Raw genomic sequence first — 13,697 nt, 5'->3', positions numbered from 1 at the left:
GGGCGAGCCCCGGCTTTTTGCATAACGACTTATCGGCCGCGTAGACTTTCCAACGTGCGCCGCTGCAGGCCTTGCGCGTCGAAGTTGTCCGGCGCGAGCCAAGCTTCCAGCGCGGCACGGGCCGACGGCCATTCGTGGTCTAGCAGGCTGAACCAGGCGGTGTCGCGGTTCAAACCCCAGTTCACCCGCGCTTGGCGGAAGATGCCTTCAAAGGAGAAGCCGAGTCGCTCGGCCGCCCGCATCGACGCGGCATTGAGCCGGTTGCATTTCCACTCGTAACGCCGGTATCCCCATTCGAATGCCTGACGCATCATCAGATACATCGCCTCGGTAGCGACGGGCGTGCGTTTCATGCGTGGCGAGAAGTGCAGCCACCCCACTTCGATCGCCCCCTCCTGCGGCGCGATGCGCAGATAGGACGCCGTGCCGACCACCTCCCCGCTGGCTTGCTCGACGATCACGAAGCGCAACGGATCGCTCGACTGGGCGCATCCGGTCAGCCAAGCGTCCCATTCCGCCTCGCTTTGCGGCGGCACGGCCAGATAGGTCCATCCATCGAGGTCGGGAGCCAACACGGCACGTAGCGCCGAGCCGTGTCGCGCCAGGTCGAACGCTTCCACGCGGCACAGTCGGCCGGACAACGTCACCCGTGCCGGCGGCGTGGCGCCGTGCCAATTCGGTACTTCCTCGCCCAGCGGGCGTCCCAAATGATCGTATTTCATCGCTTAGCCCTCGCAACCGCAAACGATCGGCTGTCCTGCCTGAGCGGTGGTGGCATAGCCGTCGCGCTTCCACCAGTCGATGCCGCCCTGCAGTTCCTTCACCTGAAAACCGAGTTGCGCCAGTTTGAGTGCCGTGCGGGTCGAACTGTTACAGCCAATGCCATCGCAAAACGCCACCAATAGCCGATCTTTGGGCAAGTGGGCGGTACTCGCCGCGCTGATGGTTCGATGCGGCAAATTGATCGCGCCAGGCAGGGTTTCGCGCGCATAGGCCTCGGCCGAGCGGCCATCGACCAAGGTTAGCGGATCTCCGCGCTGTAACGCCTCGAACACGTCCCAACTATCGGTTTCCCAGGCCAGCTTGGCTTGGTAGAAGGCGATTTGATCCATATTGGCTCCACGGTCATTGGTAGGCTTGGTAAACCATGATATAAATCTCAAAGGTTTGGCAAAAGAGCCACCATCCTGTCAAAACAAGGAGCCACTTTTGCAGAGTGCATGGATCGGCGACGCGCTGGCTGCCGCCCTGACGCGTGACGGCAAGGAAGGCCTGTCGCGGCAATTGACGCGCTGGCTGCGCCAGTGGATCGGCGAAGGCAAGCTCGCCGCCGACACCAGATTGCCGGCCAGCCGCGATCTGGCCCGCCAGCTCGGCATCGGGCGCAACACCGTGATCGACGCCTACGAACAGCTCTTGGCCGAGGGATATCTCGACACCCGCCATGGCTCGGGAACCTTCGTCTGCGCCTTGTTCAAGCGCCACACCGTCGCGGCACCGGAGCAAAGGACCACCCTTGGCCTATCCGACCGCGGCCAAACGCTGGAAGCGCTGACTCGGCGCGACGATGACTATCACGGCGCCTTCGTACCCTGCATCCCGGAGATCCGCGCCTTTCCCCATCGCCAATGGCAGCAATTGCTGGCACGCCACCAGCGTCAGGCGCGCCTGCTCGACTTCAATTATCAAGCCGGCGGTGGCCTGCCCGCCCTGCGCCAGGCACTGGCCGACTATCTGCAGATGTCGCGCGCGGTGCGCTGTCACCCGGATCAGATCCTGATCACCCAGGGCACGCAACACTCGCTGGCGCTATGCGCTTTATTGCTGGCCGATCCGGGCGACGTGGCCTGGATGGAGGAGCCCGGCTATCTCGGAGCCCGGGTCGCACTGCATATGGCCGGCTTGCAAACGGTCGCGGCACCGGTGGACGAGCATGGCCTCGATCCGGAGAAGATCGCCGACCCGCGCCCGCCCAAGCTGATCTATGCGACGCCATCCTACCAATACCCGCTGGGCGTCACCATGCCGCTGGCACGCCGGCTGACATTGATCGATCATGCCCGGCAGGCCAATGCCTGGATCATCGAAGACGATTACGACAGCGAGTTCCGTTACAGCTCGCAGCCGCTGCCAGCCCTGCAAGGCCTGTCGGAAGACGCGCGGGTCATCTATCTCGGCACGCTGAGCAAAGTCATGTATCCGGGCTTACGCACCGGCTACATCGTGGTGCCGGAGACTTTGGTCGATGCCTTCCGGGCCGCCAATACCCGCTTGAACCCGGAAGGGCACTACCCGCTGCAATCGGCATTGGCGGAATTCATCGAGAACGGCCAGTTCGCGCGCCATATCCGACGCATGCGCGACTTATACCAAGAACGCCAGCATTGCCTGCGCGCGGTCGTGGCCGACAGCGTGGCCAGCGAGTGGGCCTGGTCGTCGGGTCATGCCGGCATGCATGTGCTGGCGACGCTGCCGCCCCACCTGGACGAGACACGGCTCAGCCAGATGGCCGCGCTCGAAGGCATCTGGCTCGCCACGCTCGGCAAACACTTCCAGGCGCCCCCCGACCGGCAGGGGCTGGTGATCGGCTATGCCGGCGTAACGGAACAAGATATCCGGCGCGGCGTCGGCGTGATGGATCGCCTGGCGCGCGCGCATTTATGATCGAAAGGCTCGCTCTCTTATGATCGAACTGCGGACACAGCGGCTGACTTTGCGCCAACTCATCGAAACCGACCGCGATTTCTTTTTCCAACTCAACCGCCTGCCAGCCGTGATGCGCCATATCGACCCGGCGCGTAGCGATGCGGTGATCGAGCGGAAATTCCAGCAACGAATGCCGTCCTGGACACCTGAGGTCGAGCACTGGCTCGCGCTGGCCGTCATCGAGCGCACAAGCGGCAGACCGATCGGCCTGCACGGCTTCAAGCTGGCCAGCCCACCGCTCGGCCCGGCCGAGCTAGGCTATATGTTCCTCCCGGACAGTCAGGGCCAAGGCTTTGCACAGGAGGCGACCGGTGCCGTGCTGGATTTCGCCTTCGACATCTGCGGCCTCCACAAGGCCACGGCCACGGTCACCGCCGGCAATCACGCATCGGAAAAACTGCTCCAGCGTATGGGTTTCCGACTGGAAGGCCGGCTACGCGCCGAATACCGGATGGACGGCGCGTGGCATGACGATCTGAAATATGGCTTGCTCGCCACTGACCGTTGTTAGTTCAATCCTCGCTTTGTGCGAAGCGTTTCAAACTCTCGCCCGCCATGCGATAACGAACCCACTCATCCTGTGGCGCGGCGCCAATGGAATGGTAGAAACGGATAGCCGGCTCGTTCCAGTCGAGCACGCTCCATTCGAATCGGCCACAGCCTTGTGCGACGGCCAACTGCGCTAGGTAACGCAGCACCGCCCGGCCGGCGCCGTTGCCGCGATGGGCCGGCGCGATATACAAGTCCTCGAGATACAGACCCTTGCGACCCAACCAGGTGGAATAGCTGTAGAAGTAGACGGCAAAGCCGATGTGGATGCCATCGGACTCGACGATCAGCGCCCGCGCGGGGCCGTCATGGGCGAACAGGCTGCGCACAATATCAGCCTCGCGGGCGACCACTTCATGCTCCGCTTTCTCGTAGATGGCCAACTCGCGGATAAAGCCGAGAATCAGTGCGGTGTCTTCGACGGTAGCCGGGCGGATATTCAAAGTCATGATGTCCTCTGTCATTGGCATATGATGAGGACATCATATTACAAAGCGCCGATTAAGAGCGCGGCAAGCCATCCCATGGCTGCGGATCGCTCAACCACTTCATCATCAGGCGCCAGGAACGTTCATAGCCATTGTGCGGCAGCTTGCAGTCGCTACAATCCTTGCGGCCGACACCATGCTGATCCAGGTAAATCCGGTATGGACCCGGGCATTGCAGCCGTACCAGCGGGCAATAGCAGAACAGGCAGTTGAACTCCTGTTTCACACCTTGATGGCAAGGCAAGTATTCGCACTCCCGATGGGTAAAACCCATGTAGTGGGTTGTGCTATGCGGAGAAGCAGGATGAGACATAACGTGTGCGCAATCGAAGAAAATACAATCGATTTTAGCCCCGCCCACGACACCCTGTTCGCACGATCTGCCACGCATTTGATCTGGATCGGCCTGACTACCCTCCCTGTGTGACACGCACACGACTCGGCATGCCTTGTTGCGCAAATAGGGCTATAAATCTGTATGAGCCGACCACCACCGACATACTATGCACAGCGCCATCGACAATCTGGGGCCCGAGCATCTGCAGACCGATTTATGGCAATCGACTTATTCGCTGGCAGGCGAAGCCTACGTGCACGCCATCGTCGAATGGCTGGCCCGGCACCTGCGGGCGCAACGGGTCATGGTCGCACGCGCCATCGATTTGCCGGTGACGCGTGTGCGTGTCGTGGCATCCACACAACGCCATGCACCCGATAGTTTTGCCTTGGCCGGTACGCCGTGCGAGCTAGTCTACCGAGGGCAGCGGCTGGTACAGACTTCCGGCCTGGGACAAACCTTCCCGCAATTGTGCGACACAGGCAGCGATAGCTTCCACGGCTATCCGTTTCTGGACGATCAAGGCCAATGCTATGGCCACTTGGCCATGTTCTTTGCCGATAGCACGACCCTACCCGATTGGTTCGATACGCTGCTGGAGCCGATTACTGCTCGGCTCGGCGCGGAACTGTTGCACATGGAACAACAGACGCGCCTAGAGGCTGCTGAGCGGCAATTGGCTTTACACAACCGCGTCCTGCGGCTGACGACCCAGCATACACCGCTAAAACAGGTGCTCGACACGCTGCTCAACGGCATCGAGATCGATCACCCTGGTACGCTGTGCTCGATCATGGCGCTGGATCGAACGGGTAGGTTCTTACGTTTGTTGTCGGCCCCCAGCCTGCCGGCCGCCTACTTGGCAGCCATCGATGGCGTGGAGATCGGCCCCGAGATCGGCTCGTGTGGGGCGGCGGCCTATCGCCGCCAGCGGGTGATCGTCAACGACACGCTGCAACACCCCTATTGGGCGGCCTCTCGCGAACTAGCACTTCGCTTCGAACTGCACAGTTGCTGGTCGCAGCCGATTCTGAGCGGCGACCGGGTACTGGGGGTCTTCGCCATCTACCATCACCTGCCCAGTGTCGCCGGTGCGAACGACTTCGCCATGATCGAGCATGTATCGGATCTGGTCTGCCAAGTATTGCTACACCATGAAACCATGGAGGCTTTGCGGCTCAAGAGCGAGCATTATCAAATGCTGCTGCGCCACGGCGCGGACGGTACGGTGGTCTTGGATCGCGAGGGCCGCTTCCTCGAAATCAGCGAGGGCTTTCTCAAGCAGATCTGCGCCGAGGGGCCGGAAGCGATCATGGCCACCCGCATCTGGGATTGGTCCGCCAATCTTGAGCCATCCGATATCCTCAAGATCTTGCAAAGCCATCACGATCAACCGCTGATTTTCCAAACCGCGATGCGCCATGTGGACGGCTCGCTATGGGATGCGGAAATCACTGCGACGGCGGTGGAGATCGACGGTCAATCGTTGATCTGGGCCTCGGCGCGCGACATTACCGAACGCAAGAAATTGGAGGCCGCCCTGCTACGCGAGGCTCGCCTGGATAGCCTGACCGGGGTAGCCAACCGCGGCAACTTCCTGCAGGCATTGCAGAAAGAGGTCACGCGCGCGCGACGCTATCCGCAACCACTCTCCGTCCTGATGCTGGACTTGGATCACTTCAAGAACGTCAACGACCAGTACGGCCACTCGACCGGCGACGATGTGCTACGCACGCTATGCCGCGAATCGGCGCCTTTGCTGCGCAAGGAGGATCTGATGGGACGGCTCGGCGGCGAGGAATTCGCCATCATGCTGCCGCATACCGGCGTGGAGGAGGCGGCCGAAGCGGCGCGACGACTGTTGGCACGCATTCTGGACATGTCGGTTCAGGTTCCGGAAGTGCACGACCGTATCCATTTCTCCTGTTCGATCGGCGTCGCGTCACTCGCCCCCGAGGACGCTGATGGCGAGCGGCTGCTCGCGCGCGCCGACAAGGCGCTCTATCAAGCCAAAGCAGCGGGGCGCGGCTGCGTCAAAGTGCTCTAGCGCGTTGTCCAGCAAAATGGCCAGTTTTTTATATGGCATAAAGAACAATAACCGTATAGCACACTCAAGTTTTTCAGCTCATAATTATCATCCTATGATGAACTGATAAGTCGACTGGAATCCTAACCATGCGGTCTGTCGTGCATTACCTCTTGGGGTGCCTGCTGGTTGTCAGCGCGGGATGGGCTGCCGGTGCCGAGCTATCGATCCGGGTCGCCTTCGGCGAATCGCTCGAACCGTACGTCATGGCCGATAGCAACAATGGCATCGAAGTCGACATCATCCGTGCCGCGTTCGCCGTGCGCGGTATTGCCGTGACGCCGCAGTATGTGTCGCAACCCAGACTGGCCACCGCACTGGAATCCCCGGGTATCGACGCCGTGGCCACACTGGGGCGCCAATCCGGCATTCGCACCAACTACTCCAACACCTACGTCAGCTACGACGACGTGGCCATCACACTGAAATCCCGACAGCTCAAGTTGACGCAGATCGCGGATCTGGTCCATTACAACGTCTTGGCTTATTCAAACGCCAAAATCTACCTAGGCCCGGAATTTCACGTCATGGCCAACAAGAATCCGCACTATGCCGAGGCAGCGGATCAGATGAACCAAAACCGGCTGCTCTACCGGGGAGCAATCGATGTCGTCGTGGCCGACCGTCGTATCTTCCAGTGGATGGATCACAAGCTAGAACCTCAGTTTCACGAAAAACCCCAGCCGGTCGAGATGTATCATCTGTTCCCGCCCACTGAGTACCAATTGGCCTGCCGTACTTCCGTCCTGTGCGATACGTTCAATCAGGGTCTGAAAATCATTCAGAAGAACGGCGAATACGACAGGATCCTGGCCCGCTACCACTAGACACCGCACCGACGGGACACCGCGGACGACGTACCAGACCCGGCTGTCTGCTCACCCAAGCCTCTACTTCGACAAAGCCTCGCTCCAGCGACTGCCAGGCGTCGGCCACCGGCAAAGATTGACGTGCCGCCTGCTCAAGCCGGGCGGCCGCATCGGCCAGCCAGTGCGCGCCGATCATCCGGGCCGCGCCCTTGATCCGGTGCGCATACCATACCGTCTGCTCGCTATCGTCTTGATGAATGGCTTGGCGCAGGGCCTGCCGATCCTCGGCACCGACTATCACGAACTGACGCACCAAGCGCCATTCCTTCGTCCGATCGCCTTGAGTGAAACTGCGCAGCACCGAACGGTCGAGTACCTTGCCGGACTCTGCCGAAAAACGCTGGCACGACACCCGTGTCGGCGTTTCAGGCAGATTCAGCCAATGGCGCAAGGTCGTCGCCAGCACCGCCAGGTCGACTGGCTTGGTCAACACCTGCGACATACCTGCGTCGTGCGCCTGTAGTGCCACATCGGCAGCCAGGTTGGCGGTGCAGGCGATCACCGGGATCGGGGTCAAGCCACGAGCCATTTCCTCTTGGCGAACGGTGCGCACCAACTGGTAGCCATCCATGACCGGCATATGGCAGTCGGAAAGAATCAGGGAGAAACGCTGCTCGCGCCAAAGATCCAAGGCCTGGGCACCATGTTCTGCGACTCGGTAATCAACCGCCAATTGTTCCATTTGCATGGCCATCAGTTGCCGGTTGCAGGGATTGTCCTCGACCAACAGTACCGGCGCCAAGCCGGCAAAAGGCAACGGCAGCACCGAGCCATTCGTTCGCAACCTAGCGCCTGGCACCGATGCGCAATCTAGCCTAAGCGACAACCAAGCCCGGGCACCGCCGCCCGGTTCGTTCTGCAAACCGACATTGCCCCCCATCAATTCGGCCAGATGGCGGCAAATCGACAGGCCCAGTCCGACCCCGCCATGCTGCGTCCCCACCTGCCCGAATGCCCTCCCGAACGGCTGGAACAACTGCTCCGCTTGTCCGGCAGAGAGCCCGCTGCCGCTATCGATGCAACTGAAGCACAAATGCTGCCTCCCCCCGTCTTCCGACAAGACATCGACCGTCAGGCGGATACCGCCTTGCTCCGTATGCTTGAGCGCATTACTGAGAAAGTTGACCAGAATCTGTCGCACACGCAGCGGATCGAGCACATGGGCGCTGGCCACCTCGGGCGCGATGATCAGTTCGCAGGAAAGGGAACGTGCCACGGCCGCGGACTGAAACAGCTGGAGCACACTGGCCAATAGCGGGCGCAATGGCGCAACGACAGGCGATAACGTCAATTTACCGGCTTCGATAGCGGAAAAATCGAGAATATCGTCCATCAGACGCAGCAACACCGAAGTCGCTTCATGCATGCTGGCGAGCATCGTCGACTGCTCGCGATCCAGCCGGGTCGCGCTCAAGAGCTCCAACCACCCCAGAATGCCATAGAACGGTGTGCGGATTTCATGACTGATCATCGCCAGAAAAGCGCTCTTGGCCTGGCTGACCTCCTCGGCCAGGTGCTTAGCTTGCTGCAAGGACAGCTCATGCGTTTTCAAAGCAGTGATATTGGAACGCAGGCAGACGTATCCCAACTCCGGCACAGGATGATCGCTCTCCAAGTACCACTGATTACCGGTGCGCACCAAACAAGACTCGCCGGCTTGATGACGCCGGCGCCGCTCCACAACCCAGGACTCGGCATCGTAGCCATCGTCAGGCAGTTCATTGGCAAATCGTAGCGAAAGCCGCTTCATCGACTCGAATGTTTGGCCGACCAACTCCTCTGGCCGAATATCGCGCGAAAACAGATTGGCGTACTGCTGGTTGCACAATGCCAATCGATCCTCGGTGTCATAAAAGGCAAAGGCTTCAGGTAGGGCTTCGATCACCGCCAGCAATTGCCGCCGTGCCGCGACGGCATGGTCATGCGCGGTCTGCAAGGCGCGGAACCGGCGCACCCTATGCTGATGATTGATTTCTTGCAGCAAGCACAGCACGACCAGTAAACACAGTGCCAGTATGTTATGGAGCGCTCCGCAGGCCTGCCAGAGAAACAGGGCGAAACCGACCAGAGCGATACGCGGCAGCCACTCCTTGGCGCCTGACAGATCTAAATGCGAGACCATGATGAGCGAGCGGCGAAGAACTGTAGGTAGAACCAAGTGATTGAACATAGCCATCTTGAGTGTGGGATAAATAGGAAAGACTGATGCGCCTGTCTGACGGTTCACATCCCCTGGTCTTCCTATCAGCCGCCGTGCCAATCCGACCGAGGACACAGCAATACCCCACCCTACATAGGTATTTCTCGCTCAGTCCACGCCAACTGGCCTCCTCAAGCCGCGCTACTGCAACATCCTGCGGCCATTGCGCAGTCTCTGGCAAAAAACCAAGCAAATACAATGCAATAACAAGATACTATCGTGCGAAACTAGCAGAATTTACCTGAACTGCATTAGGAAAATATTCATACCCGATCAAACCTTCCCCCCCGCCACATGTTCAATCTACCGCTCCCACTCGTTCAATTCTGCCGAGCCATAAGGCGATGGCGGCAGACCCTCATTGAGCCAACCCGTGCATGATCGATTTGTCCTCAAATCAAATATACCCCTTGTGGGTATTTGACGAACTCGCCACGGTGCGCCAGTATGGCGCCATTGCCATGTCGTTTCACGCCGAGAACATGCATCGATTGCTGAGCATTGCTTTTTTCCTGTTCGCCTTTGCCGTCCTGCCGCTGCAGGTTTGGGCGAGCGGGCCAATGCCATCGGGAATCGACTCCGCCAATCAAATGCCCGCCAGCATGATGGCGGCACACTGCGCTCAAGCACCGAACAACCATCGCCTGAACGATACGGCCGTCAATCACCACCACGACTTCTGTTGCCAAGCCTCGCTAGTCGGCCTGTTCGGCACGGCGCTCGGCCCTGTGCCGATCATGTCGCCGCAGGACTCGCGACACGAAGCGCGCTATACCTCCTTCGAGCCGGACGCGCTCTCTCCGCCACCTCGCGCCTGATTCCTTCCTGACTTGTCTTAGCGTCATGCCAGACATGACGACACACGAAACTGTCCTGCACCGCGCGTCGCGGCGCAGACACATGCTATGGATTGAATCAAGATGCGAAACCCGATCACCACTACCTGGCTTGCCGCCATCCTGGCGCTTGGCCTGTTTTCGAGCATGCCCGCACTCGCCGCCTCGAGCGCCATCACGATGGTCAAGAACACCGGCTGCGTCTGCTGCGAGCGTTGGGCCGCCGCCATGCAGAAAACCGGCTTCGACGTCACAACCCAGGAACAGCCGGACATCACCGCCATCAAGGATAAGCTTGGCGTGCCACAGGCTTTACGCTCGTGCCACACCGCCACGGCAGGGGGTTATATCTTCGAAGGACATGTGCCGCCGGATCTGGTGGCAAAGGTGCTCAAAACCCATCCCAAGATCGCGGGCCTGGCGGTGCCCGGCATGCCGCTGAAGGCGCCGGGCATGGATGCCGCCGGCGTCACGACGCCATACCAAGTCATCGCATTCACCAAAGACGGTCAGACTTCGGTTTACGCCCAGCGCTAAACCGTTGCCCTATGCGCTGAAAAGCTTCGGGGCGCATCAGCGCCCCGAAGTGTCCTACCCACAGCTTCAGACGACATCGTAGCCGGCATCTTCGATCGCCGACTTGAAACGCGGCATCTGAACCTGCGCCGGGTCGTAGGTAATCGTCGCTTGCGCTTGGTCCTTGTCGACCACTGCGGTCTCGACGCCGGGCAAGGCAGTCAACACCCCGGTCAGCGTTTTAACGCACCCCATGCAGCTGATGCCATCGATCTTGACGGTCACGGTTTCCATCGTTGGGCTCCTATTTCAAGGTTGGCCGCGCCAGCGGCGCAGCAGAAGTGAATTGCTGATGACGGAGACCGAACTCATGGCCATGGCGGCACCGGCAATCACCGGATTCAACATGCCGAATGCCGCAAGCGGTATCCCCAAAATATTGTAGATAAAGGCAAAAAACAGGTTCTGGCGGATTTTGGCCAGCGTGGCGCGCGATAACGAGATCGCCATCACCACCGCTTGCAGATCGCTATGCATGATCGTCACATCCGCCGTCTCGATCGCCACCGCGCTGCCCGCACCCATGGCAAAACTCACGTCGGCGGCGGCCAGCGCCGGTGCGTCGTTGACGCCATCCCCCACCATCGCCACCACTCGGCCCGCGCTTTTCAACTGCTGCACGTAACCGGCCTTGTCCTGCGGCAGCACCTGCGCCTGGAAGCGGTCGATCCCGGCCTGTGCGGCCATTGCCGCCGCCGTGGCATGATGGTCGCCGGTCATCATCACCACCTCGATACCCAGTTCGTGCAGCCGACGCACGGCTTCTGCCGAGGAAGGACGGATGGCATCGGCCAGCGAGATCAGCCCCACCAGTACCCCATCGAGCGCCACACCCGCCAGCGTATGGCCATAGGTCGCGGCGCGCTCGATGATCGCCTGTGCCGCATCGTCGAGCGGTGCCACCCAGGCGGGCACACCGACGCGGATGCGCTGGCCGTCGACCTCGCCCTCGATACCCTGCCCTGCCGTCGCGGCAAAATCCCGGATGGGCAATAACGGTAGTTTCCGTTCGACCGCCGCGTTGAGAATCGCCTTGGCCAGCGGGTGCTCCGACCCCTGTTCCAGGCTTGCGGCCCACTGCACGATGCGCTCGACCGGTTGCGCTCCCAGCGCTTCCACATCCACTACAGCGGGTTTGCCCTCTGTCAGCGTGCCGGTCTTGTCCACCACCAAAGCCGTGATCTTTTCGGCATGCTCCAACGCCGTGGCATTGCGAAATAGAATACCGTGCTGCGCACCGCGGCCGATGCCGACCATCACCGCCGTCGGCGTGGCCAAACCCAGCGCGCACGGGCAAGCGATCACCAGCACCGCGACGGCGTGAATAAAGCTATCGGTCAGGCCGACGCCAAACCAGCGGGACAGCAAGAACGTCAACGCGCTGATCAGGACGACGGTCGGCACGAAGATGCCGGAAATGCGGTCTGCCAATTTCTGGATCGGCGCCTTGGAGCCCTGTGCGGCCGTCACCAAACGCACGATTTCCGCCAACTGGGTTTCCGACCCCACACGAGTGGCGCGACACTTCAGCATCCCCTCCTGCACGGAAGTCGCGGCATAGACCCGACTCCCCTCGACCTTCTCCACGGGCAAGCTCTCGCCCGTCAGCATGCTCTCATCCACGGCAGCACGGCCCTCCACAACCTCGCCGTCCACCGGAATCGCCTCGCCGTGCGGCACGACCACGATATCGTTCACTTGCAACCGCTCGATGGCGACCTCGCGAATTTCGCCCGCCACTTCAACCCGGGCATGCTTCGGCTGCATGTTCAGCAGCGCCGCGATCGCACTGGAGGTCTTACCCTTGGCGCGCGACTCCAGCCATTTGCCGAGGATCACCAAGGTGATGATGACGGCGCTGGCCTCGAAATAGACGTGCTGCGTGCGCCAGCCCAACACGGTGACCACCGCGCTCAGGCCATACGCCATCGACGTGCCTAGCGCGACCAGCACATCCATATTGGCCGCCCCGCCTCGTAGGCTGTGCCAAGCACCGCGATAGAAGCGCGCGCCGATCCAGAATTGCACGGGCGTCGCCAGTGCGAATTGCAGCCAGCGGTATTGCTGTTCACCCTGCAGGCTTTCCGGCATGAAGAACATTTGCAACAACAACGGCAGCGACAGGAGTGCGGCAATCAGGAAATCGCGACGATCTCGGCGCAATTGGCGCGCCTTCTCCTCTGCCATGTCCGGTGCCCCGGTTTCGAGCTGGGCGCCATAGCCCGCGCGCTCGATGGCTGCCACCACGGCATCCGCCGTCGTCAGGCCGGCGGGGAAGCGCACCGTGGCGCTTTCATCGGCGAAATTGACGCCGGCCGTGACACCCGGCAAGCGATTGAGCACTTTCTCGATACGGGCGGCGCAAGCTGCGCACGTCATGCCGGACACACGCACGCGCAATGTGTTCTCCGGCACGCCATAGCCCGTCTGCTCGATGGTTTGCAGCAGATTCTCCACCGAGACCCGCGACAGATCCGCGCTGATTTGCGCCGTTTCGGCAGCAAAGTTGACCGAAGCCTGCACCCCATCCTGCTTGTTGAGCTGCTTCTCGATGCGGCTGGCACAGGCGGCACAGCTCATGCCGCTGATCGGAATGGTGAAGGTCGTTGGACTGCTCATGTTGCGCTCCGTGACATATACCCTATGGGGGTATAATAGCAGCACAAAAGCTAAATTGGAACTCACTTTGCATGGCGCTCTGACCGAAAGGTCACCACACCGTCTGGCCACCCCTGTTTAACGGTTTGCATTTTTTGTAGATAAATACTAGAACATGGATTAGTACAACAGACAGCCTCTATATGTAGTGGCAGAGGAGGCAATAGCGATGAGATTGACTCAAACAGATATCGAGGCGCTCAGGCAGCTGCAGGCGACACCCTGCTATTTCAAGGTATTCAGCCACCCGGCACTGTGCGCCAGCGCGTTCATCGAATCGAACGGCCACGGCGGCTGCCGCGTCAGCACGCTGGGCAGCCGGTTTCTAGCCTGGCTGGATCGGCGCCGCGGTCCGACATGCGTGCCTTATCGAGGCGACTAGAACGAGACCA

General features: G+C 60.6%; 14 protein-coding genes. 7 read left to right on the top strand and 7 right to left on the bottom strand.

The features are described 5' to 3' along the window. Positions 1-29: 29 nt before the first annotated feature. Entirely contained in the window at positions 30-722 is a 693-nt protein-coding gene (locus tag DFP86_RS06380; protein ID WP_133679309.1) for a GNAT family N-acetyltransferase, read from the bottom strand. A 3-nt stretch (positions 723-725) separates the two neighbouring features. Further along, positions 726-1,112, bottom strand: a complete 387-nt coding sequence (locus DFP86_RS06375) for a rhodanese-like domain-containing protein (RefSeq protein ID WP_133679307.1) — start codon at positions 1,110-1,112, stop codon at positions 726-728. A gap of 97 nt (positions 1,113-1,209) precedes the next feature. Between DFP86_RS06375 and pdxR the strand changes: the two genes are divergently transcribed. Both pdxR and DFP86_RS06365 read left to right on the top strand, forming a co-directional pair. Beyond that, on the top strand, positions 1,210-2,664 hold the full coding sequence (pdxR, locus tag DFP86_RS06370; protein WP_133679305.1) for a MocR-like pyridoxine biosynthesis transcription factor PdxR: 1,455 nt from the start codon (positions 1,210-1,212) through the stop codon (positions 2,662-2,664). A 19-nt stretch (positions 2,665-2,683) separates the two neighbouring features. After that, positions 2,684-3,217, top strand: coding sequence for a GNAT family N-acetyltransferase (locus DFP86_RS06365; RefSeq protein WP_133679303.1), 534 nt, complete (start codon positions 2,684-2,686; stop codon positions 3,215-3,217). 1 nt (position 3,218) lies between these two features. Here DFP86_RS06365 and DFP86_RS06360 read toward each other — a convergent pair whose 3' ends face one another. Together DFP86_RS06360 and DFP86_RS06355 are read right to left on the bottom strand one after the other, a co-directional pair. Further along, positions 3,219-3,704: a GNAT family N-acetyltransferase gene (locus tag DFP86_RS06360; RefSeq protein ID WP_133679301.1), complete on the bottom strand. Its 486-nt coding sequence runs from the start codon at positions 3,702-3,704 to the stop codon at positions 3,219-3,221. Positions 3,705-3,756: 52 nt separating this feature from the next. Next, the gene (locus DFP86_RS06355; RefSeq protein WP_133679299.1) at positions 3,757-4,056 is read right to left on the bottom strand and encodes a cysteine-rich small domain-containing protein; all 300 of its coding nucleotides are present in this window, start codon (positions 4,054-4,056) and stop codon (positions 3,757-3,759) included. Positions 4,057-4,246: 190 nt separating this feature from the next. On the opposite strand from DFP86_RS06355, the gene DFP86_RS06350 reads away from it, so the two are divergent. Together DFP86_RS06350 and DFP86_RS06345 are read left to right on the top strand one after the other, a co-directional pair. Next, positions 4,247-6,127, top strand: a complete 1,881-nt coding sequence (locus tag DFP86_RS06350; RefSeq protein WP_133679297.1) for a sensor domain-containing diguanylate cyclase — start codon at positions 4,247-4,249, stop codon at positions 6,125-6,127. A 128-nt stretch (positions 6,128-6,255) separates the two neighbouring features. Continuing rightward, a complete protein-coding gene (locus DFP86_RS06345) occupies positions 6,256-6,993 on the top strand; it encodes a substrate-binding periplasmic protein (RefSeq protein ID WP_133679295.1) in 738 nt (245 codons plus the stop codon). Here DFP86_RS06345 and DFP86_RS06340 read toward each other — a convergent pair. Next, positions 6,944-9,157, bottom strand: coding sequence for an ATP-binding protein (locus DFP86_RS06340; RefSeq protein WP_166642175.1), 2,214 nt, complete (start codon positions 9,155-9,157; stop codon positions 6,944-6,946). The genes DFP86_RS06345 and DFP86_RS06340 overlap by 50 nt on opposite strands. 455 nt (positions 9,158-9,612) lie before the next feature. Here DFP86_RS06340 and DFP86_RS06335 point away from each other — a divergent pair, with 455 nt between their 5' ends. Both DFP86_RS06335 and DFP86_RS06330 read left to right on the top strand, forming a co-directional pair. After that, complete coding sequence (locus DFP86_RS06335; protein WP_133679291.1) at positions 9,613-10,053, top strand: hypothetical protein; 441 nt, start codon at positions 9,613-9,615, stop codon at positions 10,051-10,053. Between the two features lie 102 nt (positions 10,054-10,155). Further along, positions 10,156-10,608 (top strand): DUF411 domain-containing protein, encoded by a 453-nt coding sequence (locus DFP86_RS06330; RefSeq protein ID WP_133679289.1) that lies wholly within the window; start codon positions 10,156-10,158, stop codon positions 10,606-10,608. 66 nt (positions 10,609-10,674) lie between these two features. Here the strand turns inward: DFP86_RS06330 and DFP86_RS06325 are convergent, their stop codons facing one another. Together DFP86_RS06325 and DFP86_RS06320 are read right to left on the bottom strand one after the other, a co-directional pair. Beyond that, positions 10,675-10,881: a heavy-metal-associated domain-containing protein gene (locus DFP86_RS06325; protein WP_133679287.1), complete on the bottom strand. Its 207-nt coding sequence runs from the start codon at positions 10,879-10,881 to the stop codon at positions 10,675-10,677. Between the two features lie 15 nt (positions 10,882-10,896). Continuing rightward, positions 10,897-13,266 (bottom strand): heavy metal translocating P-type ATPase, encoded by a 2,370-nt coding sequence (locus DFP86_RS06320; RefSeq protein WP_133679285.1) that lies wholly within the window; start codon positions 13,264-13,266, stop codon positions 10,897-10,899. A 208-nt stretch (positions 13,267-13,474) separates the two neighbouring features. Here DFP86_RS06320 and DFP86_RS06315 point away from each other — a divergent pair, with 208 nt between their 5' ends. After that, a complete protein-coding gene (locus tag DFP86_RS06315) occupies positions 13,475-13,687 on the top strand; it encodes a hypothetical protein (protein WP_133679283.1) in 213 nt (70 codons plus the stop codon). Positions 13,688-13,697: the final 10 nt, after the last annotated feature.

The organism is Paludibacterium purpuratum, assembly GCF_004363805.1.
GTDB classification, from domain to species: Bacteria; Pseudomonadota; Gammaproteobacteria; order Burkholderiales; family Chromobacteriaceae; genus Paludibacterium; species Paludibacterium purpuratum.
Note: the sequence above shows the minus strand (reverse complement) of the source record. Positions and strands in the feature narration are given on the sequence as shown.